The following is a 24,164-nucleotide window of genomic DNA, read 5'->3' on the forward strand; positions in this document are numbered from 1 at the left end:
GTCGTGGCCGGTGGGCCCGGGACGATGAGGTGGGGTAGCCATGAACGCGCCGTACGACGGTGACCGCGGCCAGGCCGCGGGCAGCTCGGGGCACCCCGAGGGCCCGCCGCCCGAGCCCGGCCAGGTGCCGCCGCAGCACCCCGCGGACATGTACCTCCAGGACGCCTACGACCAGGACCCCTACCGGGGCCAGGAGCTCTCCGCCCAGGACCCCGTCGCCGAGGCGCTGTACGACCGTGCCGCGCACCCGCCGCCCCCGCCCGGCACCTACCAGCCGCAGCAGCAGCTCTACGCCCAGCCGCCCCAGTCCCCGTACGCCCCGGACCCTCGTGTGTGGGCCCAGACCCCCGCGCCCGAGCCGGAGGGCCCGACCCAGTACCTGCCGTACGGCGACGACCCCCGGACGACCCAGTACGTGGGCGTCGACGACCTCGTCTCGCACTCCGCCGAGCAGCAGCAGGAGCACGACGCCTTCGCGCACCTCTTCCGCGACCAGCAGCAGGGCGGCCATCCGCAGTACCAGACCCCTGCCACGGTCCCGGGGCCCGCTCCGGCGCCCCTGGCGGCCCCCACGCCGCCTGCGGAGGCCGAGACGGCCGCACCGGCGCCCGCGCCGGCCCCTGCCGCCAAGAAGGGCGGGCGGGGCGGCGGGCTGCTGAAGTCGAGTGCCGTGATGGCGGCCGGCACGATGGTGTCCCGCCTCACCGGCTTCGTACGGTCCATGATGATCGTCTCGGCACTGGGGCTGGGCCTGCTCGGCGACTCCTTCCAGGTCGCCTACCAGCTGCCCACGATGATCTACATCCTGACCGTCGGCGGCGGCCTCAACTCCGTCTTCGTGCCCCAGCTGGTGCGCGCGATGAAGGACGACGAGGACGGCGGCGAGGCGTACGCGAACCGTCTGCTGACCCTGGTGATGGTGGCGCTCGCCGCACTCACCGCACTCGCGATGTTCGGCGCGCCCCTTCTGGTCAGGGCGCTGTCCACCCCGGTCGCCAACGATCCCGCCGCCAACGAGGTGGCCGTCACCTTCACCCGCTACTTCCTGCCCTCGATCTTCTTCATGGGCGTCCATGTGGTGATGGGCCAGATCCTCAACGCCCGCGGCAAGTTCGGCGCGATGATGTGGACGCCGGTCCTGAACAACATCGTCATCATCGTGACGCTCGGAATGTTCCTCTGGGTGTACGGCACCGCCGAGCACTCCGGCATGGCCGTCACGAACATCCCGCCGGAGGGCCAGCAGCTCCTCGGCATCGGTGTACTGCTCGGCCTGGTCGTCCAGGCCCTGGCGATGATCCCCTACCTGCGCGAGACGGGTTTCCGGCTGCGGCTGCGCTTCGACTGGAAGGGCCACGGTCTCGGCAAGGCGGCGATGCTGGCGAAGTGGACGATCCTGTTCGTCCTCGCCAACCAGGCGGGCGCCCTCGTGGTCACCCAGCTGTCCACCGCCGCGGGCATCAACTCCGATGTCGACGGAACCGGTTTCGCCGCCTACGCCAACGCCCAGCTGATCTGGGGTCTACCCCAGGCCATCATCACCGTCTCGCTGATGGCCGCGCTGCTGCCCCGTATCTCCCGCTCGGCGGCCGAGGACGACAGCGGTGCCGTCCGGGACGACATCTCCCAGGGACTGCGGACCACGGCGGTGGCGATCGTCCCCATCGCCTTCGGGTTCCTCGCCCTCGGGATCCCGATGTGCACGCTGATGTTCGGCTCCTCGGGCGCCGGCGAAGCCACCAACATGGGCTTCATGCTGATGGCGTTCGGCCTCGGTCTCATCCCGTACTCCGTGCAGTACGTGGTGCTGCGTGCCTTCTACGCCTACGAGGACACCCGAACGCCCTTCTACAACACGGTGATTGTGGCGGCCGTCAACGCTGTCGCGTCGGCCGTGTGTTACTTCGTCATCCCGGCGCGCTGGGCCGTCGTCGGCATGGCCGCCTCGTACGGCCTGGCCTACGCGATCGGCGTCGGCGTCGCCTGGAGCAGGCTGCGCAAGAAGCTCGGCGGCGACCTCGACGGCGCCCGGGTGATGCGGACCTACGCCAGACTCGGCCTCGCCTCCGTGCCCGCGGTGCTGCTGAGCGGGGCGGCCTGCTACGGCATCACCCAGACCCTCGGCCAGGGTGTCCTCGGCTCCTTCGCCGCCCTGCTGGCCGGTGGAGCCGTGCTGCTCGTGGTCTTCTTCGTCGCCGCGCGCCGGATGCGCATCGACGAACTGAACTCACTGGTCGGCATGGTCCGCGGGCGTCTGGGTCGCTGAGGCGGGGGTACGCGCACAACCATCGTCCGCCACCGTGTGTCGTGCATAGCGGCGGACTGTGGGCACAATTGGTTTCGGCGTCGGACGGCGTGCTCGAGGTCTGGAGCACGCAACGGATGGGGAGGCAGGAACGACGGTGGCGGAACGGAGCACGGCTGCCGTCGACGTGGCAGACAACAGCGGCGACGAGCCGCTGACCGCTCAGGCGGACCAGTCCACGGCCGACGGGGTGGCCAAGAATCGGGAGCAGGACACGGACATCGACGAGGCACAGGGGAGTGGCGGGACCGAAGGTCCCGGTAAGGCCTCACCGCCAGAACTGCACAGCGGTCACAAACTCGCCAGACGGTACCGCCTGGAGGAGTGCGTCACCCGTCTGGACGGTTTCAGCAGTTGGCGTGCCGTCGACGAGAAACTCCGTCGCGCCGTCGGTGTACACATCCTGCCCGCGGACCACGCACGGGCCCGGTCCGTTCTGGCCGCGGCCCGCTCCTCCGCCCTGCTCGGCGACCCACGCTTCGTCCAGGTCCTCGACGCCGTGGAGGAGAACGACGTCGTCTACGTCGTCCACGAATGGCTCCCCGACGCCACCGAGCTGACGACACTGCTCGCCCCCGGCCCGCTGGAGGTGTACGACGCCTACCAGATGGTCACCCAGGTGTCCGCGGCCATGGCCGCCGCGCACCGCGAAGGGCTGGCCCATCTGCGGCTCAACCCCAACGCGGTGCTGCGCACGTCGACCGGGCAGTGGCGTATCCGCGGCCTCGCCGTCAACGCCGCCCTGCGCGGCGTCACCTCCGAGTCCCCGCAACGCACCGACACGGAGGCCATCGGGGCGCTGTTGTACGCCGGGCTGACCCAGCGCTGGCCGTACGAGAGCGATGCCTACGGCCTGTCCGGGCTGCCCAAGGACGTCGGTCTGATCGCCCCCGACCAGGTCCGTGCCGGCGTCCACCGTGGACTGTCCGAGCTCGCCATGCGCGCGCTGGCCAACGACGGCGCGACCGCCTCCCGCCACGAGTCCGCGTGCACGACGCCGGAGGAACTGGTGAAGGCCATCGGCGAGATGCCCCGCATCCGCCCGCCGGAGCCCTCGTTCACGGCCCCGCCGGACTACCAGCGCACGACGTACCAACAGGGCACGTACGGCCGCCAGACGCATCCCGGCGTCACCCAGCCGGTGCCGACCCCGCCGCCCCCGTTGCAGAGCCGCACGGGCAAGGCCCTGAAGTGGGCGGTGTCGGCCCTGCTGATCGCCGCGCTGGGCCTCGGCAGCTGGCAACTGGCGGACGCGCTCATGGACCAGGGCAACAAGTCCGAGGACAACAACCGGACGCAGACGACGGACGACGGCGACAAGGGCAGCGACAACACCAAGCCGGCCAAGCCGCTGGCCATCACGGACGCCCAGGAGTACGTGGCCGAGGGTGACGCCCAGCATCCGGGCGACGTGGACCTGACGTACGACGACAGCACTTCGACGGGATGGCGCACCAACAGCTACCAGGACGGTCCGGAGATAGTGATCAAGCCCGGAGTCGGCATCGTCTACGACCTAGGCTCCGATCAGGAGGTGTCGGCTGCGACGCTCTCCCTCCGGTACGGCGGCAATCACACCACCGTCAAGCTGTACGCCACCGACTCGCTGGATTCGTCCACCCCGTTGAGTTCGATGAAGCAACTGGGGGAGGCGACGACGAACGCCACCTCTGCGAAGGTGACGGTCGACAAGCCGGTGAAGAGCCGCTACGTGCTGGTGTGGCTGACCGCCATGCCGTACTCGGGCTCCGATTCCACCAACTACAGCCAGCCCGGATACAAGCAGGCCATCACCAACGTGAAATTCGCCGGCTGACAGCGCACGGGAGACGAGGGGAGGGGGTCCGATGGCGGATGGCAGCGCATACCGTGACACAAGCGATCAGGACCTTCTCGCCCGGCACGTAGAAGGCGACCCCGACGCCTTCGGCGAACTCGTGCGGCGTCACCGCGACCGCCTCTGGGCGGTGGCGCTGCGGACGCTGGGTGACCGCGAGGAGGCCGCTGACGCCGTCCAGGACGCCCTGGTGTCGGCTTACCGGGCCGCCCACACGTTCAAGGGGCGCTCGGCCGTCACAACGTGGCTGCACCGGATCACGGTGAACGCCTGCCTGGACCGCGCCCGCAAAGCGGCTTCCCGGAAGACCTCCCCCGTGGACGACACCGAGCGCCTGGAGCAGCTCCTGGAGCCGCACGAGTCCGCCTCGGCGCCCGCGGAGCGCAACGATCTGCACCGCCAGCTGCTGGAGGCACTCGGCACACTCCCGCCCGACCAGCGGGCAGCGCTCGTCCTGGTGGACATGCAGGGCTACCCGGTCGCGGAGGCGGCTCAGGTTCTGGATGTACCGACCGGCACGGTCAAGAGCCGATGTGCCCGTGGCAGAGCCAGACTGCTGCCCCTCCTGACGCATCTACGGCCGGAGAATGCCAACGACGGCAACGATCCCGGCGCGCGGCGGAACCGGACGCAGGGGTCATCCGTCCCACCGGCAGCGGGTCCACGTGCCACCGGGCCAAAGACCGAGGATCCGCGCGACAACGGTCCGAGCGATTCAGCTGCTGTGAAGGGCGGAGGTGGGCGAGCGTGACATCCACGACGGACACGGACGGGCACCCGGACGTCGCCGAGATCTCCGACCTCACCGAGGGCCTCCTCTCTCTGCCCAGGTCCACCGATCTACGTCGGCACCTGGACGAGTGCGAGCTGTGCGCGGACGTCCACGCCTCACTGGAGGAGATCCGGGGGCTACTCGGCACGCTGCCCGGCCCTTCGCGGATGCCCACCGATGTCGCCGAGCGCATCGACGCGGCCCTCGCCGCAGAGGCTCTGCTGAGCGCAACGGCTCCCGAAGACGCCGATCAGCCGGAGCTTGCCGACGCGCACTCGGTCTCCGCCGGGGACGACGGTGCGCATGTTTCACGTGAAACATCGGCAGCTGCGGGGCGGCCGACTGGGCACGCCCGGTCCTCCACCACCGGCCCCGGGCGCAAGGGCCACAAGGATCGGAAGAAGGCCGGCCGGCGCAGGGTCGCCGTCCTGGGCGCCGCATTCACGGCGGCCGCCCTGGGGCTCGGCTCGGTGCTGCTCACCTCTCTCATGGGTGGCGGAGGCTCTGGCCCATCGGCCGACGGCGGTCAGACCGCCGCCGATACCTTCTCCGCGACGAAGCTGGAGAACAAGGTCTCTGATCTTCTTGCCAAGAACGAGAGCTCGGTGGGCACCTCCGGCAAGCCCGATCGCAGCCTCGGCATGGAGGGCGGGCCGGACACCGCCAGCCCACGGATCTTCCGCGAGATCACGGTGCCCGACTGCATCCGCAAGGGCATCGGCCGCAACGACACGGCCCTTGCCGCTGAGGACGGCCGCTACAAAGGCAAGGACGCTCTGCTCGTCGTGCTGCCCGATGCCTCCGACAGCAGCCGAGTCACCGCCTACGTGATGGACGCGTCCTGTGTGCAGCAGGCGTCGACGGCTGCGGCCGAAGTTCTCCTGAAGAACTCCTACGCACGCCGCTGAGAAGTCGGCGATTCGTCTGCGTCCAGGACATCGACCTTTCCGCAATGTGACGTCATCGTGTGCCCTGACACAGCGGGAATGCGCGCCCCTTAGGATCCGTTGGGTGGGGTGAGAGTCCTGAAAGGGGCTCCCCCGGTCCGACGAGGTATTCCAGAGACGAGGAACCAAGCCGTGAGCGACGTCCGTAACGTGATCATCATCGGCTCCGGGCCCGCCGGCTACACGGCGGCGCTCTACACCGCGCGCGCTTCGCTGAAGCCGCTGGTGTTCGAGGGAGCCGTCACCGCTGGCGGTGCGCTCATGAACACCACCGAGGTGGAGAACTTCCCGGGCTTCCAGGACGGCATCATGGGCCCCGAGCTCATGGACAACATGCGCGGACAGGCCGAGCGCTTCGGAGCCGAGCTCGTCCCCGACGACATCGTCAACGTCGACCTGAGCGGCGAGATCAAGACCGTCACCGACACCGCCGGCACGGTCCACCGTGCGAAGGCCGTCATCGTCGCCACCGGCTCGCAGCACCGCAAGCTCGCCCTGCCGAACGAGGATGCGCTCTCCGGTCGCGGCGTCTCGTGGTGTGCCACCTGTGACGGCTTCTTCTTCAGGGACCAGGACATCGCCGTGATCGGCGGCGGCGACACCGCGATGGAGGAGGCGACCTTCCTCTCCCGCTTCGCCAAGTCCGTGACGATCGTCCACCGCCGGGACACCCTGCGCGCCTCCAAGGCGATGCAGGACCGCGCGTTCGCCGACCCGAAGATCAAGTTCGTCTGGGACAGCGAGGTCGCCGAAGTGCAGGGCGACCAGAAGCTGTCCGGTCTGAAGCTGCGCAACATCAAGACCGGCGAGCTCTCGGACCTGGCGGTCACCGGCCTGTTCATCGCGATCGGCCACGACCCGCGCACCGAGCTGTTCAAGGGCCAGCTGGAGCTGGACGAGGAGGGCTACCTCAAGGTCAATGCCCCCTCCACCCGCACCAACCTCAGCGGCGTCTTCGGCGCCGGTGACGTCGTCGACCACACCTACCGTCAGGCGATCACGGCAGCCGGCACCGGCTGCTCCGCCGCTCTCGACGCCGAGCGCTTCCTCGCCGCCCTCGCGGACGAGGAGAAGGCCGAGCCTGAGAAGACCTCTGTCTGACCCCCTCCCGCCCCACGCACCGATCAGTAAAGGAGCCCGCCGTGGCTGGCACCCTGAAGCATGTGACTGACGACTCCTTCGAGCAGGACGTCCTCAAGAGCGACAAGCCCGTCCTGGTGGACTTCTGGGCCGCCTGGTGCGGTCCCTGCCGTCAGATCGCGCCGTCCCTTGAGGCGATCGCCGCCGAGCACGGCGAGAAGATCGAGATCGTCAAGCTCAACATCGACGAGAACCCGGGTACGGCCGCCAAGTACGGCGTCATGTCCATCCCGACGCTGAACGTCTACCAGAACGGTGAGGTCGCCAAGACCATCGTGGGTGCGAAGCCGAAGGCCGCGCTCCTGCGCGACCTCGAGGACTTCATCGCCGAGTGACGTTTCACGTGAAACACGAATGGGCCAACCCCCACGGGTTGGCCCATTTGCTTTAGAGAGACTCCCGTCAGAGCGGCCGCAGCACGGGCTCCTTCTGCACGGCACCCAGCAACCGGTCGATCGCCATCTCCACGTCTTCCTTCCACGACAGCGTCGTTCGCAGCTCCAGCCGTAGACGCGGGGAAGTGGGATGAGGGCGAACTGTCTTGAAGCCCACAGCCAGCAGATGATCCGCGGGCAGCACGCACGCCGGCTCCTTCCAACGGGCGTCCCCAAAGGCCTCGATGGCCTTGAAGCCCCGCCGCAAGAGGTCCTTGGCCACCGTCTGGACCATCACGCGGCCCAGCCCCTGGCCTTGGTACCCCGGCATGATGAAGGCCGTCATCAGCTGCACGGCGTCAGGCGAGACAGGGCTTGTCGGGAACGCAGTCGACCGCGGCACGTAAGCCGGAGGCGCGTACAGCACAAAGCCGACCGGCACCTCGTCGACGTAGACGACGCGACCGCAGGATCCCCAGTCCAGCAGGACGGCGGAGATCCAGGCTTCCTTCTCCAGAGCGGATGTGCCGGCCTTTACTGCGGCCTCACCGCTGACCGGGTCCAACTCCCAGAAGACACACGAGCGGCAGCGCTTGGGAAGGTCCGGAAGGTTGTCCAGCGTGAGCGGTACGAGCCGACGCCCCATGAAGGCTGTTCCTCGCTTCCTTCGCCCGCGGCATCGCGAGCGGCTGTCAGGGCGCTTCGTTCTCTGAGCAGGCTGCCGACGAATCCGCCGACCGCGCCCAGCCCAAGACCCGCGCTCACCAGTCCGGTGCGGCTCACCGTTCGCATGGACCCCGCCTCCCCTAAGAGGTCTGCCAGGTGGATGCGCCATACCCGATCGCATCGTATCCACGATGCGATTCCATCGATACCGCCTGAAAGCAAAGTGCGGGCCGTGTTCCGGTACACACCGGACACGGCCCGCATGAATGGACGGAGAGCAGTCCAGCCCTGCTGGCGCTCAGTCCTCGAACTCCTCCGTGTCGTCGTCCTGGAGGCTCTTCTGGAGAGCGAGCTTCTCGCCCGGGGCGAGCGAGTTCAGGATCCGCTCGAGGTCCTCGGGGGAGGCGAACTCGACGGTGATCTTGCCCTTCTTCTGCCCGAGCTCGACCTTCACCCGCGTCTCGAAGCGATCCGAGAGCCGGGTCGCGAGATCCGACAGCGCCGGGGACGGCACCGAGCCGGCCCGAGGCCCCCTGGCACGCGCGGTCTTCTGCGGCCGGGAGCCCATCAGGGTCACGATCTCTTCGACGGACCGGACGGACAGTCCTTCGGCGACCACCCGGTAGGCCAGCCGCTCCTGCTCCTCAGGATCTTCGACCGAAAGGAGAGCCCGCGCATGCCCGGCCGAGAGAACACCGGCAGCCACGCGGTTCTGGACCTTGGGCGAAAGCTTCAGCAGACGCAGAGTGTTGGAGACCTGAGGCCGGGAACGGCCAATGCGGTCGGCCAACTGGTCATGCGTGCAGTTGAAGTCCTTCAGCAGCTGATCGTAGGCGGCGGCCTCTTCGATCGGGTTCAGCTGGGCACGGTGCAGGTTCTCCAGCAACGCGTCCAGAAGAAGCTTCTCGTCATCGGTGGCCCGCACGATCGCAGGGATGGCCTCAAGACCGGCCTCACGGCAGGCCCGCCAGCGCCGCTCACCCATGATGAGCTCGTACCGCGAGGAGCCGATCTGCCGGACGACGATCGGCTGGAGGAGACCGACCTCCTGGATGGAGGTAACCAGTTCCTGAAGAGCATCCTCGTCGAAAACCTCGCGCGGCTGACGCGGGTTCGGTGTGATGTCGTCGAGGGGGATCTCGGCAAAGTGGGCGCCCATGGGAGCTGCGGGCGTCTCCACTTCACGACTCGACGGCGGCTCCTCTGTTTCATGTGAAACAGGCGGCAGCGTCGCCACCTTGGCCGCGGCCACTCCACGGTCGGTCAGCATCGGGATGCCGGCTGGGGCCGCGGACGCGCCACCTCCCGACGCAGCCGGGGGCACCGTCTTCTCTGTCGGTGCAGCAGGGATCAGTGCGCCGAGACCACGACCCAAACCCCTCCGTCGCTCGCTCACTGGATCCCCTCCACCATGCTCGGGTTGCTCTGTGCGCCGATATGGGCGCTCGTCGGGTCGTAGCTGACGCCTACGCCCTTCAGTGCGATTTCTCGTGCCGCCTCAAGATAGGACAGGGCACCGCTCGATCCTGGATCGTAGGTCAGCACCGTCTGTCCATAGCTCGGCGCCTCGGAGATACGGACCGAGCGAGGAATGCTCGTCCGCAGCACCTCGTCGCCGAAGTGGCTGCGCACTTCGTCCGCGACCTGGGACGCGAGGCGCGTCCGGCCGTCGTACATGGTGAGCAGGATCGTCGAGACATGCAAGGTGGGGTTGAGGTGCCCCCGCACCAGGTCGACGTTGCGCAGCAGCTGCCCCAGGCCCTCCAGCGCGTAGTACTCGCACTGGATCGGGATCAGGACCTCCTGCCCGGCCACCAGCGCATTGACCGTCAGCAGACCAAGCGAAGGCGGGCAGTCGATGAGGACGTAGTCCAGCGGCTGCTCATAGGCCTGGATTGCCCGCTGGAGTCGGCTCTCACGTGCCACCAGAGACACCAGCTCGATCTCCGCACCGGCGAGATCGATCGTGGCGGGGGCACAGAAGAGACCCTCGACATCGGGAACAGGCTGGACGACTTCCGCGAGCGGCTTACTCTCGACCAACACGTCATAGATGGAAGGAACTTCGGCGTGATGATCGATTCCCAGGGCAGTGGACGCATTGCCCTGCGGGTCGAGGTCGATGACCAGCACGCGGCTGCCATGCAGGGCGAGCGACGCGGCAAGATTGACGGTCGTCGTCGTCTTGCCCACGCCCCCCTTCTGGTTGGCGACCACCATGACGCGGGTCTGCTCGGGCCGTGGCAGGCCCTCGCCGGCGCGGCCTAGAGCCTCCACCGCCAGTTGGGCAGCACGACCGATGGGAGTGTCGTCCATCGGGGGCGGTGTTTCACGTGAAACATCGTCCCCCATCGACTCGGTACGGGGACCGGGGACCGGATCGGTCATCGGTCCCGCGATGTTGGCGTCGGACCGCAAGGATTCACTCTCCTCGACTTCAGGCTCGCTATGAACAGAGCCTCCCATGCCTTCGGGGTCGTGAACCAGTGAGGCCTGTTGTTCTGTGGAGAAATCCACCTCTGTGGAAATCTCTGTGCCCCTCAAGGGGGACGGAGTGTCATCAGGAGGACTCTCTCCGAGAGAACCGAGAGGCTTTCGGTCGCGAGGTTCGGCCGCAGCGCGTCCGCGGCTGATGATGCCATGCAGCAGTGAGCGACGTTTCACGTGAAACACGATGCACAGCAGAAGTGGTCGAACTGTCGCGACACTCCGGCATGGGTAGGTTTGCCAGCTTGTGTGGAGTACGTCTCGTCGTCAGGACGGATCAGCGTCGCCGTCGTGCACGACCTGTCCGGGCCGCCTTCGCCCGCTTGGCCGCGAAGCGCACACCACCGGGGCTCTCCCCGACTTCGACACGTACGACGGTGGACATCGGATCCACAACGCCTTCACCGACATGGTGGATGGATGTCTCCACCGCGCCCAGCTTGCTCAGAGCCGTCGCCGCGCTCTTGAGCTCCTCCTCCGCGGTATCCCCCTTGAGCGCCAGCATCTCGCCGTACGGGCGCAGCAGCGGAATGCCCCAGGTGGCCAGTCGGTCCAGCGGAGCCACCGCACGGGCGGTCACCACATGCACCGGTGGCAGCTTCCCCATGACCTCCTCGGCCCGGCCACGGACGACCGTCACATGGTCGAGGCCGAGGAGTTCCACGACCTCCGTGAGGAAGTTCGTACGCCGCAGCAGTGGCTCCAGCAGAGTGATCTTCAGGTCCTCCCGGACCAGCGCCAGCGGGATGCCGGGCAGGCCGGCGCCCGAACCGACGTCGCAGACTGTCACGCCCTCGGGAACCACTTCCGAGAGCACGGCACAGTTCAGCAGGTGCCGCTCCCACAGGCGGGGCACCTCTCGCGGGCCGATCAGGCCGCGCTGCACTCCCGCCTCGGCGAGCAGTTCGGCGTAGCGGACCGCATCAGCGTAGCGATCGCCGAACACCTCACGTGCCTGCTCAGGCGCAGGGGGAAGCTCCGCTGCCTCCGTCACGGGGGACCGTCCTTCCGTACGGCGCCGACACCCAGAGCGTCGGCATCAGAACCACCAGAACTAACAGGCTGACAAAGTTCGGCCCCGCCTGCGTACAGACGGGGCCGGAGTAAACGTACGGGCCGATCAAGCGGGAAGCACGACGACGAACCGCTGCGGCTCCTCGCCCTCGGACTCGCTGCGCAGGCCCGCCGACTTGACCGCGTCGTGCACGACCTTGCGCTCGAACGGCGTCATCGGCTTCATCTTCACGGGCTCGCCCGAGCTCTTCACCTCGGCAGCGGCCTTGGCACCCAGCTCGGAGAGCTCGGCCCGCTTCTGCGCCCGGTAGCCCGCGATGTCCAGCATCAGCCGGCTACGGTCCCCGGTCTCCCGGTGCACAGCCAGTCGCGTGAGCTCCTGGAGTGCCTCCAGCACCTCGCCGTCACGGCCGACCAGCTTGTGCAGGTCTCGACCGCCCGAGTCGCTGATGATCGAGACAGCGGCGCGGTCGGCCTCGACGTCCATGTCGATGTCGCCGTCGAGATCGGCGATGTCGAGTAGACCCTCGAGGTAGTCCGCCGCGATCTCGCCCTCCTGCTCCAGGCGGGTCAGGGTGTCTACACCCTCAGCAGCGGCGGAGGTGGTGCCTTCCGTCACGGGATGGGCTCCTTCTTACTTCTTGGACGGGGACTTGGGGCGCTGCGGACCGCCCTTGCGCTGCCCGGACTGGGCCTTGCTACGGCCACCGCCACTGGGCTTCTGCGCGGCCTTCTTGGCAGCTCCGGGCTTGGCATCCTCGGGCTCGTCGGACTTCTCCAACGACGTCGTCGGCTCGTCGGCCTGCTTCGGACTGACGGACTGACGCTGGGCCTTGCTCTGCCGCTTCGGCTGCTGGCGCTTGGGGGCCCCGCCGGTGGTGGGCGTGCCGTCCTCGGCCACGGTGGCGACAGCGCTCTCGCCCTTCACCACGGTGCCGTCGGCCTGCGCCGCGAGACCGACCTTGCTCAGGCCGTTGATGAACTTGCGCTCGTACTCGTTGCGGTCGCGGCCCTTGGCGACGATGGCCTTGACGATGGCGCGCTCACCACGGCTGCGGGTCTTGCCGTGATTGGTGACGTGCTTGGTCAGGCGCTCCAGGTACGCGGCCTGGGCCTTGGAACCCGGGGTCGGGTTGTTGTGGATGACGTACATCTGCTGGCCCATGGTCCACACGTTGGTGGTCAGCCAGTAGACGAGGACACCGACGGGGAAGTTGATACCGAAGACGGCGAACATGACCGGGAAGACGTACATCAGCATCTTCTGCTGCTGCATGAACGGCGTCTTCACCGTGGTGTCGACGTTCTTCGTCATCAGCTGGCGCTGCGTGTAGAACTGCGACGCGGACATCAGGACGATCATGACCGCGGTGACGATGCGGACCGTGAGCAGCGAGGCGTCGAGATCGGCGACGTCGGCGGAGCTGTCCGTGAACTTCGCGGCCAGCGGGGCCCCGAAGATGTGCGCCTTCTGGGCGCTCTCCAGCAGGCTCTGGTTGATGACACCGATGGTGTCGTTGTTCGCGATGCTGTTGAGCACGTGATACAGGGCGAAGAAGAACGGCGACTGCGCCAGGATGGGAAGGCACGAGGAGAGCGGGTTGGTGCCCGTCTCCTTGTACAGCTTCATCATCTCTTCGGACTGGCGCTGTTTGTCGTTCTTGTAGCGCTCCTGGATCTTCTTCATCTCGGGCTGCAACGTCTGCATGGCCCGGGTCGCCTTGATCTGCTTCACGAAGAGCGGGATCAGGCAGATACGGATCAGAATCACCAGGGACACGATGGACAGGCCCCAGGCCCACCCCGTGTCAGGGCCGAAGATGGCGCCGTACACCGAGTGGAACTGGACGATGACCCAGGAAACGGGTGTCGTGATGAAGCTGAAGAGGCTGGCAATCGTGTCCACTAATCATGCTCCTTGGACATGGGACGGGGTCTCTGCGGCCGGGCTCGAAGGAACATCCCCTTCGATGGCCGTTTCGGCGGCGGAGGGCCCGCCCTTCCGTGCGCGCCACGCGTTGCGCACCATCTCGTGCCACCGCGGGCGCTTCCGCGGCGGGACATGGTCCACACCACCGAGCGACCACGGGTTGCATCGCAGGATGCGCCACGCGGTGAGCGCCGTGCCCTTGATCGCACCGTGCCGGTCGATGGCCGTGTACCCGTAGTGGGAGCACGACGGGTAGTACTTGCACACCGGCCCCAGCAGCGGACTGATCGTCCACTGGTACAACTTGATCAGGGCCAGCAGTGGGTACTTCATCGCGCGCCCCCTCCCAGCAACCGCTCCAGCGCGGCATCCAGGTCTCGGGCCAGCTGTGCATGGTCGGCATCACCCGCACCGGGCAACGCTCGTACGACTACCAGGCTACCGGGGGGCAGCTGGTCGACTCGGTCGCGCATCAGATGGCGAAGCCTGCGCTTCACCTTGTTCCGTACGACCGCGCCACCGACAGCCTTGCTCACGACGAAACCCGCACGCGTCAGGGGAGCGCTCTCCCCAGGCGCGTGCGGGTCCGTGGAACCGCTACGAAGGTGGACGACAAGCGTCGGGCGGCCTGCCCGGCGACCTCGTCGTACCGCGGTCGCGAAGTCTTCGCGCCGCCTCAGCCGATGCTCGGTAGGCAGCACGACGTCATGACCTGATCAGGATCAGGCGGACAGGCTGGCGCGACCCTTGGCACGACGGTTCGCGAGAATCGCGCGACCGGCACGGGTACGCATCCGCAGGCGGAAGCCGTGGGTCTTCGCGCGACGACGGTTGTTCGGCTGGAAGGTGCGCTTGCTCACTCGGGGGCTCCAGAAATCAATCGGTAGTGGCGGGGTGCCGTCCTGGCTGTCACCGTGCGCCCACGAGTAGCTCGCGTTAACGCCCGAGTGCACCGCTTCCCGATCACCTAACGCGATCTGTGCCCATCGGAGGCAGGCGGCAGCAGCCATCGACAACTCGACCTGGTTACGGTACGCGCGGCTACGCCATCCGGTCAAACCAGAGGTCACTGGGAGACACTATCCACAGGCTGGGGACAACAACTTGAACCGCACCCGCCGCCCTGACTACCGTGGCTGAACTCCGATTCGTTCCCTTGTCCCCTTGAATCTGGCTCCACCCATTTGAATCCCGACCCGTCCCACAATCACACGTTCGTGGGACCTGTGAGAGAGCGTGCCCTGTGGCTGACGTACCTGCCGATCTTGCCGCAGTGTGGCCACGAGTTCTGGAGCAGCTTCTCGGTGAGGGCCGCGGGCAGGGTGTCGAGGCCAAGGACGAGCACTGGATCCGGCGCTGCCAGCCTCTCGCGCTGGTCGCTGACACCGCCCTGCTCGCCGTACCGAACGAATTTGCGAAAGGCGTACTGGAGGGCCGTCTCGCTCCGATCGTCAGCGAGACCCTGAGCCGGGAATGCGGCCGCCCGATCCGCATCGCGATCACCGTCGACGACTCCGCCGGCGAGCCCCCTGGTCCGCCGGTCCCCCCTGCCCCGCAGCAGCCGCGCTACGAGGAGCCCGAGCTCCCGTCGTACGAGAGCTACGGCCGCCACCGCGCCGACGACCAGATGCCCGGCCCGTCCGCCGACCCGCTGCCCACGGCACGCCCGGCCTACCCGGGCGAGTACCAGCGCCCCGAGCCGGCCCCCGGCAGCTGGCCGCGTCCGACGCAGGACGAGTACGGCTGGCAGCAGCAGCGGCTCGGCTTCCCGGAGCGGGACCCGTACGCGTCGCCGTCGCAGGACTCCTACGCGCAGGACTCCTACGGCTCCCCCTCCCAGGACTACCGCCCGCAGGCGATGGAACGGCCGTCCTACGACGGACATCGGCCCGACTACGACCAGCGCCGCCCCGACTACGAGCAGCACCGGCCGGACTACGAGAAGCAGCGCAACGACTACGACCAGCCGCGCTCGGACTACGACCAGCCGCGCTCCGAATACGACCAGGGCCCTCGCCGCGAGCGACCCGAGCCCCCCATCGGCTCCGGGCATGTGCACCGCGGTGGCCCCGTCGGCGCGTCCCTGCCGACGACCGGCGCCCCCGGCCCGCTGGCCGCTCAGCCCGCGCCGGCACCCGGCCCCGGTGAGCCGACCGCGCGTCTGAACCCGAAGTACCTCTTCGACACGTTCGTCATCGGCGCCTCCAACCGTTTCGCGCACGCGGCCGCGGTCGCCGTCGCCGAGGCACCCGCGAAGGCGTACAACCCCCTGTTCATCTACGGGGAGTCGGGGCTCGGCAAGACGCATCTGCTGCACGCGATCGGGCACTACGCGCGCAGCCTCTACCCGGGCACGCGTGTGCGGTACGTGAGCTCGGAGGAGTTCACCAACGAGTTCATCAACTCCATCCGTGACGGCAAGGGCGACAGCTTCCGCAAGCGCTACCGCGAGATGGACATCCTGCTCGTCGACGACATCCAGTTCCTCGCGGACAAGGAGTCGACGCAGGAGGAGTTCTTCCACACCTTCAACACGCTCCACAACGCGAACAAGCAGATCGTGCTCTCCAGCGACCGGCCGCCCAAGCAGCTGGTCACCCTGGAGGACCGGCTGCGGAACCGTTTCGAGTGGGGTCTGATCACCGACGTCCAGCCGCCCGAGCTGGAGACGCGGATCGCGATCCTGCGCAAGAAGGCGGTCCAGGAGCAGCTGAACGCCCCGCCGGAGGTCCTGGAGTTCATCGCCTCCCGCATCTCGCGCAACATCCGCGAGCTGGAGGGCGCGCTGATCCGGGTGACGGCGTTCGCCTCGCTCAACCGGCAGCCGGTGGACCTGGGCCTGACGGAGATCGTCCTGAAGGATCTGATCCCCGGCGGCGACGACGCGACGCCGGAGATCACCTCGACGGCCATCATGGGCGCGACCGCCGACTACTTCGGTCTCACGGTCGAGGACCTGTGCGGCAGCTCGCGAGGCCGCCAGCTGGTCACGGCCCGCCAGATCGCCATGTACCTGTGCCGTGAGCTGACGGATCTCTCGCTGCCGAAGATCGGCGCGCTGTTCGGCGGCCGCGACCACACCACGGTGATGCACGCCGACCGCAAGATCCGCAATCTGATGGCCGAGCGGCGCTCCATCTACAACCAGGTCACCGAGCTCACGAACCGCATCAAGAACGGCTGACACAGCCGGCCGGCAGGAGGGCCGCTGGAGCCCGCCGTACGTCGTCGAGGGCGCTCCGGGACGAGATCCCGGGGCGCCCTTCGTCGTTGCGTGACCGCACGTACGGACACCCGCTGTTCGATTAGCGGCCGGGTTACGGCCACTCTCCACAGATTCAGTGACTTTCTGCCGTCCACATCCTGGGGACTGGAAAGTTGTCCAGACTGTGTCCACAGGCGCCCCTGTTGAAAGACCATCAGACCAGGTCATCCGCATGTGGATTCGTGGACGAACGATCTCCACAGACTGTGGACAGAACGGTGATCCACAGGCTGTGCACGAAGTTGTCCACCGGCAACCCACAGGCTGGGGTCGGTTGTCCCCAGCGATCCCCAGCTTCTCCACATCGCTGTCCACTGTTCGGCAACGCGACGCGCGTTCTCACCGTGTCGAGTGAAAGGCGTCACACGAAGATGCCGGGTTGGCCTGTGGGAAAGGTGGGTAAAGCTGGGGACGGCGCTGGGGAGAAGTCGCCTCAGGCTGTGCATGGGGTGTGCAGAACTTTCTGTTCTCCACAGAAACACCTGGTTGTCCACTGCCGTCGCCCACAGGGCCGGTGGACAAAATCTCCGCTCTGAGCTGCGCAAACGCGGTTATCCACGGTATCCACAGGGCCTACTACTACTCCCAACTAGAGAGAGCTGGGAATCCGTTTCGAAGAGGGCCCTGTGCACAACTCGCTGTCCGGCTCCCGACTGCCCCTCGTCACGACTTGACCCCGAGAGGCACCTACTGTCAGTGGGGTGCGTCAGACTGTTCCCCGGTGTCCTTCCCCTCACTGGGGCCGACGACACCGAGACAGACGACGAAGCCAGGCAGGCCGAGAAGCGCCGGCAACAGCAGGAGGCGGCAACAGTGAAGATCCGGGTGGAACGCGACGTACTCGCGGAGGCCGTGGCCTGGGCGGCTCGCAGCCTCCCGGCCCGTCCGCCGGCGCCTGTCCTCGCCGGCCTCCTGCTCAAGGCCGACGACGGCCAGCTGAGCCTGTCCAGCTTCGACTACGAGGTCTCCGCACGCGTGAGCGTCGACGCCGAGGTCGAGGAGGAGGGCACGGTCCTCGTCTCCGGCCGGCTGCTCGCCGACATCTGCCGCGCTCTGCCCAACCGACCGGTGGAGATTTCCACAGACGGTGTACGGGCGACCGTGGTCTGCGGCTCCTCGCGATTCACACTCCACACCCTGCCTGTGGAGGAGTACCCGGCCCTGCCGCAGATGCCGAACGCCACCGGCACCGTCCCCGGCGAGGTCTTCGCCTCCGCGGCCGCCCAGGTCGCCATCGCCGCGGGCCGCGACGACACGCTTCCCGTCCTGACCGGTGTGCGCATCGAGATCGAGGGCGACACCGTGACGCTGGCGTCCACCGACCGCTACCGCTTCGCGGTCCGCGAGTTCCTGTGGAAGCCGGAGAACCCGGAGGCCTCCGCGGTCGCCCTGGTGCCCGCCAAGACGCTTCTGGACACCGCCAAGGCGCTGACCAGCGGTGACAGCGTCACGCTCGCGCTGTCGGGCTCCGGCTCGGGTGAGGGCCTGATCGGTTTCGAGGGCGCCGGCCGTCGTACGACGACCCGCCTGCTGGAGGGCGACCTCCCGAAGTACCGCACCCTGTTCCCGACGGAGTTCAACTCCGTCGCCGTGATCGAGACCGCCCCCTTCGTGGAGGCCGTCAAGCGTGTGGCCCTGGTCGCCGAGCGGAACACCCCGGTGCGGCTGAGCTTCGAGCAGGGCGTGCTCATCCTGGAGGCCGGCTCCAGCGACGACGCACAAGCTGTGGAAAGGGTCGACGCCCAGCTGGAGGGCGACGACATCTCGATCGCCTTCAACCCGACGTTCCTGCTGGACGGCCTGAGCGCGATCGACTCCCCGGTGGCCCAGCTGTCGTTCACGACGTCCACCAAGCCCGCCCTGCTGAGCGGCAAGCCGGCGCTGGACGCCGAAGCGGACGAGGCCTACAAGTACCTGATCATGCCGGTGCGCCTGAGCGGCTGAGCAACCGGGAGTTGTCCACAGGCCGGTGGAGAAGTGAGCCCGGCCTGTGGGAGAACCCGCAGGTGAGGGCGTACGTCTGAGCGCGTATGCCCACGGATGTGCGCGTGCGTCCGGGTTTAGGCTCGGACATCGGTACGAATGTGCCTCACACGCCACAGCAACCTAAGGAACAACTCTGATGGAGCTCGGTCTCATCGGCCTCGGCAAGATGGGCGGCAACATGCGCGAGCGGATCCGCCGCGCGGGCCACACCGTCGTCGGATACGACCGCAACCCCGACCTCGCGGATGTCCACAGCCTGGAAGAGCTTGTGGGCAAGCTCCCGGGCCCGCGCGTGATCTGGGTGATGGTCCCGGCCGGTGCCCCGACCCAGTCGACCGTCGACGAGCTCGCCGAGCTCCTGGAGCCCGGTGACGTCGTCGTGGACGGTGGCAACTCGCGCTGGACGGACGACGAGAGGCACGCCGAGGAGCTGGCGGCCAAGGGGATCGGCTTCGTCGACTGCGGCGTCTCCGGTGGCGTCTGGGGCCTGGAGAACGGCTATGCGCTGATGTACGGCGGTGACGCGGAGAACGTCGCCAAGGTGCAGCCGATATTCGACGCCCTCAAGCCGGAGGGCACGTTCGGCGCGGTGCACGCCGGCAAGGTCGGCGCGGGCCACTTCGCGAAGATGGTCCACAACGGCATCGAGTACGCCATGATGCAGGCCTACGCCGAGGGCTGGGAGCTGCTGGAGAAGGTCGACTCCGTGACCGACGTCCGGGAGGTCTTCCGCTCCTGGCAGGAGGGCACGGTGATCCGCTCCTGGCTGCTGGACCTCGCGGTGAACGCCCTCGACGAGGACGAGCACCTGGACAGGCTCAGGGGTTTTGCACAGGACTCCGGTGAGGGACGCTGGACTGTGGAAGCCGCCATCGACCACGCGGTGCCGCTGCCGGCGATCACCGCGTCGCTGTTCGCTCGGTTCGCGTCCCGCCAGGACGACTCGCCGCAGATGAAGATGATCGCGGCGCTGCGGAACCAGTTCGGCGGCCACGCGGTCGAGCAGAAGTAGTTCACAAGGGCCAGGCCACAGGCCCACAGGTCCACGCGAAAGTTTCCACACCCTGGGGATGGCACCCTGGCACCCTCGGGAGTGACCCGGTTGTCCACAACTGGGGAAAGTCCAACCACATGTTGGGGGAGGTCGGCGAACGACCATGCACGTCACGCATCTGTCGCTGGCCGACTTCCGCTCGTACGCCCGGGTCGAGGTTCCGCTCGACCCGGGCGTCACCGCCTTCGTCGGCCCCAACGGCCAGGGCAAGACCAACCTCGTCGAGGCCGTCGGCTATCTCGCCACCCTCGGCAGCCATCGCGTCGCCTCCGACGCCCCCCTGGTCCGCATGGGCGCCGAGCGAGCGGTGATCCGGGCGCAGGTGCGACAGGGCGAGCGGCAGCAGCTGGTCGAGCTGGAGCTGAACCCCGGCAAGGCCAACCGCGCCCGCATTAACAGGTCCTCGCAGGTCAGACCGCGTGATGTGCTCGGCATCGTCCGGACGGTCCTGTTCGCGCCGGAGGACCTCGCGCTGGTCAAGGGCGACCCCGGGGAGCGGCGGCGCTTCCTCGACGAGCTGATCACCGCCCGCTCCCCGCGGATGGCCGGCGTGCGCTCCGACTACGAGCGCGTCCTCAAGCAGCGCAACACCCTCCTGAAGTCGGCCGCGCTCGCCCGAAGGCACGGCGGCCGCTCCATGGACCTGTCCACGCTCGACGTCTGGGACCAGCATCTGGCGCGCGCGGGCGCGGAGTTGCTCGCCCAGCGCCTCGACCTGATCGCGGCGATCCAGCCGCTGACCGACAAGGCCTACGAGCAGCTGGCGCCCGGCGGCGGCCCCGTCGCCCTGGAGTACAAGCCGTCGGCTCCCGGCGAGGCACACAGCCGCGAGGACCTCTTCGAGCAGCTGATGGCGGCGCTCGCCGAGGCCCGCAAGCAGGAGATCGAGCGCGGGGTCACGCTCGTGGGTCCGCATCGGGACGACGTGAATCTCAAACTCGGTCAGCTGCCCGCCAAGGGATACGCCTCGCACGGCGAGTCCTGGTCGTACGCGCTGGCGCTGCGCCTGGCGTCGTACGACCTGCTCAGGGCCGAGGGCAACGAACCGGTGCTGATCCTCGACGACGTCTTCGCCGAGCTGGACAGCCGTCGCCGTGAGCGGCTGGCCGAGCTGGTCGCGCCCGGCGAGCAGGTCCTGGTGACGGCGGCGGTCGACGACGACGTACCGCATGTGCTGGCAGGGGCCCGGTACTCGGTGTCCGAGGGGACTGTGGAGCGCGTATGAGCGAGGAGCCGTCCGAGAACGCCCCCAGGAAGACCCCCGAACCCTCCGGCGTCGACCTGGCGCGCGTGGCACTGAGGGCCGCCAAGGAGCAGGCACGCGCGCGTGGGGACGCCGCTCAGCAGAAGAAGCAGGCGCGCCGTGGGGGCGGCCTGCGCTCCGGCGCGCGCGCCGACGGCCGCGACCCCATGGCGCTCGGCTCCGCCATCAACCGCTTGATCACCGAGCGGGGCTGGGAGACCCCGGCCGCGGTGGGCGGTGTGATGGGGCGCTGGCCGCAGATCGTCGGCGACGACGTGGCCAAGCACTGTGTGCCGGAGAAGTACGACGAGGACGAGCGCGTCCTGGTCGTGCGCTGCGATTCGACGGCCTGGGCGACGAACCTGCGGCTGCTCGCCCCGACGCTGGTCGCCCGCCTCAACGAGGACCTCGGGCACGGCGCGGTGAAGCAGATCAAGGTGCACGGTCCCAGCGGCCCGCCCCGGCGCTACGGCCCGCTGCGCGCTCCCGGAAGCCAGGGTCCCGGCGACACCTACGGCTGATCGAGCCGGTCGGGCAGGCGGCGATCAGCCCATCGGCAGCGCGTGCCGCGAAGGCCGAGCCGCCCCCGCGGAACCGCCTTCACAGCAGCCTCACCAGCATCATCAGGCACAGGTGACCGACATCACATCAGCAGTCGTCGACGGTCACGAAGTGCGGTCGGCGACCTGCTTCTCGTTCAACCGCACGCGGTTGCGAATCATGACCTGACTCCGAAGTAGCCAAGGGTTGACGGCCGGAAGCGCTGAGTGGCTCTGTGAGCCTCTTGGAGCCCCCATCCGCATATCGGGAGTCGGCGGAGGCAGGTTCAGGGCGGCACATGCGGACTCAGGTACCGGCAAACCCCCATCACTGTCGGCGCTACCGGTAGACTGGAGCGCAATCCCGCCCCACTCGTGGGGACCGTCCGGGAAAGCTGAGCAACGCTGATCAAGGCTTACCAACGCAACATGCCGCAGCCGCTCCGGCACCCTCCCCCGGAGGGGGTACCCCCAGAGCCTGGCTCGTGCTGTGCCAGAAAGGGCGCTTCGTGGCCGATTCCGGCAACCCCAACGAGAACATCCCGTCCACCGACGCCGGCGCCAGCGGCGCGGTGACCTCGTCGAACGGCGAGGTCACCGCCTCGTACGACGCCAGCGCCATCACCGTCCTCGAAGGTCTGGACGCGGTCCGCAAGCGCCCCGGCATGTACATCGGCTCGACCGGTGAGCGCGGACTGCACCACCTCGTGTACGAGGTCGTCGACAACTCCGTCGACGAGGCACTGGCCGGCCACGCGGACACCATCGAGGTCACGATCCTCCCCGACGGCGGCGTGCGCGTCGTCGACAACGGCCGTGGCATCCCGGTGGGCATCGTGCCCTCCGAGAACAAGCCGGCCCTGGAGGTCGTGCTGACCGTGCTGCACGCCGGCGGCAAGTTCGGCGGCGGCGGCTACGCGGTCTCCGGTGGTCTGCACGGCGTGGGCGTCTCCGTCGTGAACGCCCTGTCCTCCAAGGTCGCCGTCGAGGTGCGTACCGACGGCCACCGGTGGACGCAGGACTACAAGATGGGCGTCCCCACGGCACCGCTCGCCCAGCACGAGGCCATCGAGGAGACGGGCACGTCGGTCACCTTCTGGGCCGACGGCGACATCTTCGAGACCACCGACTACTCCTTCGAGACGCTCTCGCGGCGCTTCCAGGAGATGGCGTTCCTCAACAAGGGTTTGACGATCAAACTCACTGACGAGCGCGAGTCGGCGAAGGCCACGTCCGGTGCGGACGAGGCCGGCGCGGACGAGACCGCCGAGGTCAAGAAGGTCACGTACCACTACGAGGGCGGCATCGTCGACTTCGTGAAGTACCTCAACTCCCGCAAGGGAGACGTGGTGCACCCGTCGGTGATCGACCTCGAGGCCGAGGACAAGGACAAGGCCCTCTCCCTCGAAGTCGCCATGCAGTGGAACAGCGGCTACAGCGAGGGCGTGTACTCCTTCGCTAACATCATCCACACGCACGAGGGCGGCACCCACGAAGAGGGCTTCCGCGCGGCGCTCACCAACCTGATCAACAAGTACGCGCGCGACAAGAAGCTGCTGCGCGAGAAGGACGACAACCTCACGGGTGACGACATCCGCGAGGGTCTGACGGCGATCATCTCGGTGAAGCTGAGCGAGCCGCAGTTCGAGGGCCAGACGAAGACCAAGCTGGGCAACACGGAGGCGAAGACCTTCGTGCAGCGGGCCGTCTACGAGCACCTCAACGACTGGCTGGACCGCAACCCCAACGAGGCGGCGGACATCATCCGCAAGGGCATCCAGGCGGCCACCGCGCGCGTGGCGGCCCGCAAGGCCCGCGACCTGACCCGCCGCAAGGGCCTGCTGGAGAGCGCCTCACTCCCGGGCAAGCTCTCCGACTGCCAGTCGAACGACCCCACCAAGTGCGAGATCTTCATCGTCGAGGGTGACTCCGCCGGCGGCTCGGCCAAGTCCGGCCGGAACCCGGAGTACCAGGCGATCCTCCCGATCCGAGGAAAGATCCTCAACGTCGAGAAGGCGCGGATCGACAAGATCCTTCAGAACCAGGAGATCCAGGCGCTGATCTCGGCCTTCGGCACGGGTGTGCACGAGGACTTCGACATCGAGAAGCTCCGCTATCACAAGATCATCCTGATGGCGGACGCCGACGTCGACGGCCAGCACATCAACACCCTGCTGCTGACCTTCCTGTTCCGCTTCATGCGGCCGCTGGTCGAGGCCGGACACGTGTTCCTGTCGCGTCCCCCGCTCTACAAGATCAAGTGGGGCCGGGACGAGGTGGAGTACGCGTACTCCGACCGCGAGCGCGACGCGCTCCTGGAGATGGGCCGTCAGCGCGGCAAGCGCGTCCGCGAGGACTCGATCCAGCGCTTCAAGGGTCTCGGCGAGATGAACGCCGAGGAGCTGCGCATCACGACCATGGACCAGGAGCACCGCGTCCTCGGCCAGGTCACCCTCGACGACGCCGCCCAGGCCGACGACCTGTTCTCGGTCCTCATGGGCGAGGACGTCGAGGCCCGCCGCGCGTTCATCCAGCGCAACGCCAAGGACGTCCGCTTCCTCGACATCTGAGTCGGTCTCAGCTGACCGCACCAGGAAGGACCTTC

21 protein-coding genes are annotated in these 24,164 nt (G+C 68.0%); 12 read left to right on the plus strand and 9 right to left on the minus strand.

Translation table 11 applies throughout. From position 1 onward, the window contains the following. Positions 1–40: 40 nt before the first annotated feature. From murJ to trxA, 6 genes are all read left to right on the plus strand, one after another. Complete coding sequence (gene murJ / locus ACIQWG_RS21470; RefSeq protein WP_404098094.1) at positions 41–2,266, plus strand: murein biosynthesis integral membrane protein MurJ; 2,226 nt, start codon at positions 41–43, stop codon at positions 2,264–2,266. A 136-nt stretch (positions 2,267–2,402) separates the two neighbouring features. Next, positions 2,403–4,121, plus strand: a complete 1,719-nt coding sequence (locus ACIQWG_RS21475) for a protein kinase family protein (protein ID WP_404098096.1) — start codon at positions 2,403–2,405, stop codon at positions 4,119–4,121. Positions 4,122–4,152: 31 nt separating this feature from the next. Next, positions 4,153–4,893, plus strand: coding sequence for an RNA polymerase sigma factor SigM (gene sigM, locus ACIQWG_RS21480; protein ID WP_404098098.1), 741 nt, complete (start codon positions 4,153–4,155; stop codon positions 4,891–4,893). Beyond that, on the plus strand, positions 4,890–5,822 hold the full coding sequence (locus tag ACIQWG_RS21485) for a hypothetical protein (RefSeq protein ID WP_404098100.1): 933 nt from the start codon (positions 4,890–4,892) through the stop codon (positions 5,820–5,822). Before sigM ends, ACIQWG_RS21485 begins: the two co-directional genes overlap by 4 nt. A gap of 171 nt (positions 5,823–5,993) precedes the next feature. Beyond that, positions 5,994–6,962, plus strand: coding sequence for a thioredoxin-disulfide reductase (gene trxB / locus ACIQWG_RS21490; protein ID WP_404098102.1), 969 nt, complete (start codon positions 5,994–5,996; stop codon positions 6,960–6,962). 41 nt (positions 6,963–7,003) lie between these two features. Further along, on the plus strand, positions 7,004–7,336 hold the full coding sequence (gene trxA, locus ACIQWG_RS21495) for a thioredoxin (protein ID WP_404098103.1): 333 nt from the start codon (positions 7,004–7,006) through the stop codon (positions 7,334–7,336). Positions 7,337–7,403: 67 nt separating this feature from the next. Here the strand turns inward: trxA and ACIQWG_RS21500 are convergent, their stop codons facing one another. The 9 genes from ACIQWG_RS21500 to rpmH form a co-directional block, all read right to left on the minus strand. After that, positions 7,404–8,021, minus strand: a complete 618-nt coding sequence (locus ACIQWG_RS21500; RefSeq protein WP_404098106.1) for a GNAT family N-acetyltransferase — start codon at positions 8,019–8,021, stop codon at positions 7,404–7,406. A gap of 318 nt (positions 8,022–8,339) precedes the next feature. Next, positions 8,340–9,437 carry a ParB/RepB/Spo0J family partition protein gene (locus ACIQWG_RS21505; RefSeq protein ID WP_404098107.1) on the minus strand — a complete coding sequence of 366 codons (1,098 nt, stop codon included), beginning with the start codon at positions 9,435–9,437 and terminating at the stop codon, positions 8,340–8,342. After that, positions 9,434–10,507: a ParA family protein gene (locus ACIQWG_RS21510; protein WP_404099381.1), complete on the minus strand. Its 1,074-nt coding sequence runs from the start codon at positions 10,505–10,507 to the stop codon at positions 9,434–9,436. Before ACIQWG_RS21510 ends, ACIQWG_RS21505 begins: the two co-directional genes overlap by 4 nt. Before the next feature lie 298 nt (positions 10,508–10,805). Continuing rightward, complete coding sequence (gene rsmG / locus ACIQWG_RS21515; RefSeq protein WP_404098110.1) at positions 10,806–11,522, minus strand: 16S rRNA (guanine(527)-N(7))-methyltransferase RsmG; 717 nt, start codon at positions 11,520–11,522, stop codon at positions 10,806–10,808. Positions 11,523–11,648: 126 nt separating this feature from the next. Beyond that, positions 11,649–12,161 (minus strand): protein jag, encoded by a 513-nt coding sequence (locus ACIQWG_RS21520; RefSeq protein ID WP_404098112.1) that lies wholly within the window; start codon positions 12,159–12,161, stop codon positions 11,649–11,651. Positions 12,162–12,176: 15 nt separating this feature from the next. Beyond that, entirely contained in the window at positions 12,177–13,448 is a 1,272-nt protein-coding gene (yidC, locus tag ACIQWG_RS21525) for a membrane protein insertase YidC (protein WP_404098115.1), read from the minus strand. Positions 13,449–13,451: 3 nt separating this feature from the next. Next, a complete protein-coding gene (gene yidD / locus ACIQWG_RS21530; RefSeq protein WP_030947151.1) occupies positions 13,452–13,805 on the minus strand; it encodes a membrane protein insertion efficiency factor YidD in 354 nt (117 codons plus the stop codon). Then, on the minus strand, positions 13,802–14,173 hold the full coding sequence (gene rnpA / locus ACIQWG_RS21535) for a ribonuclease P protein component (protein WP_404098118.1): 372 nt from the start codon (positions 14,171–14,173) through the stop codon (positions 13,802–13,804). Before rnpA ends, yidD begins: the two co-directional genes overlap by 4 nt. A 21-nt stretch (positions 14,174–14,194) precedes the next feature. Beyond that, a complete protein-coding gene (rpmH, locus tag ACIQWG_RS21540; RefSeq protein WP_015659252.1) occupies positions 14,195–14,332 on the minus strand; it encodes a 50S ribosomal protein L34 in 138 nt (45 codons plus the stop codon). Positions 14,333–14,715: 383 nt separating this feature from the next. Between rpmH and dnaA the strand changes: the two genes are divergently transcribed. The 6 genes from dnaA (at position 14,716) to gyrB (ending at position 24,129) form a co-directional block, all read left to right on the plus strand. Beyond that, complete coding sequence (gene dnaA / locus ACIQWG_RS21545; protein ID WP_404098121.1) at positions 14,716–16,656, plus strand: chromosomal replication initiator protein DnaA; 1,941 nt, start codon at positions 14,716–14,718, stop codon at positions 16,654–16,656. Positions 16,657–17,550: 894 nt separating this feature from the next. Beyond that, the gene (gene dnaN / locus ACIQWG_RS21550; RefSeq protein WP_404098123.1) at positions 17,551–18,681 is read left to right on the plus strand and encodes a DNA polymerase III subunit beta; all 1,131 of its coding nucleotides are present in this window, start codon (positions 17,551–17,553) and stop codon (positions 18,679–18,681) included. Between the two features lie 178 nt (positions 18,682–18,859). Continuing rightward, positions 18,860–19,735, plus strand: a complete 876-nt coding sequence (gene gnd / locus ACIQWG_RS21555) for a phosphogluconate dehydrogenase (NAD(+)-dependent, decarboxylating) (RefSeq protein WP_404098125.1) — start codon at positions 18,860–18,862, stop codon at positions 19,733–19,735. 145 nt (positions 19,736–19,880) lie between these two features. After that, positions 19,881–21,002, plus strand: coding sequence for a DNA replication/repair protein RecF (recF, locus tag ACIQWG_RS21560; protein ID WP_404098127.1), 1,122 nt, complete (start codon positions 19,881–19,883; stop codon positions 21,000–21,002). Further along, positions 20,999–21,541, plus strand: coding sequence for a DUF721 domain-containing protein (locus ACIQWG_RS21565; protein WP_404098129.1), 543 nt, complete (start codon positions 20,999–21,001; stop codon positions 21,539–21,541). The genes recF and ACIQWG_RS21565 overlap by 4 nt, the downstream gene beginning before the upstream one ends. 503 nt (positions 21,542–22,044) lie before the next feature. After that, positions 22,045–24,129: a DNA topoisomerase (ATP-hydrolyzing) subunit B gene (gyrB, locus tag ACIQWG_RS21570; RefSeq protein WP_404098132.1), complete on the plus strand. Its 2,085-nt coding sequence runs from the start codon at positions 22,045–22,047 to the stop codon at positions 24,127–24,129. Positions 24,130–24,164: the final 35 nt, after the last annotated feature.

The sequence above is a fragment of the Streptomyces sp. NPDC098781 genome (assembly GCF_044759995.1).
Taxonomy (GTDB): domain Bacteria; phylum Actinomycetota; class Actinomycetes; order Streptomycetales; family Streptomycetaceae; genus Streptomyces.

Excerpts from the sequence above, each read along its gene's own strand:
- murJ (WP_404098094.1), top strand. The coding sequence starts at position 41 with ATGAACGCGCCGTACGACGGTGACCGCGGCCAGGCCGCGGGCAGCTCG.
- sigM (WP_404098098.1), top strand. The coding sequence starts at position 4,153 with ATGGCGGATGGCAGCGCATACCGTGACACAAGCGATCAGGACCTTCTC.
- ACIQWG_RS21500 (WP_404098106.1), bottom strand. The coding sequence starts at position 8,021 with ATGGGGCGTCGGCTCGTACCGCTCACGCTGGACAACCTTCCGGACCTT.
- ACIQWG_RS21510 (WP_404099381.1), bottom strand. The coding sequence starts at position 10,507 with ATGGGAGGCTCTGTTCATAGCGAGCCTGAAGTCGAGGAGAGTGAATCC.
- yidD (WP_030947151.1), bottom strand. The coding sequence starts at position 13,805 with ATGAAGTACCCACTGCTGGCCCTGATCAAGTTGTACCAGTGGACGATC.
- gnd (WP_404098125.1), top strand. The coding sequence starts at position 18,860 with ATGGAGCTCGGTCTCATCGGCCTCGGCAAGATGGGCGGCAACATGCGC.
- recF (WP_404098127.1), top strand. The coding sequence starts at position 19,881 with ATGCACGTCACGCATCTGTCGCTGGCCGACTTCCGCTCGTACGCCCGG.
- ACIQWG_RS21565 (WP_404098129.1), top strand. The coding sequence starts at position 20,999 with ATGAGCGAGGAGCCGTCCGAGAACGCCCCCAGGAAGACCCCCGAACCC.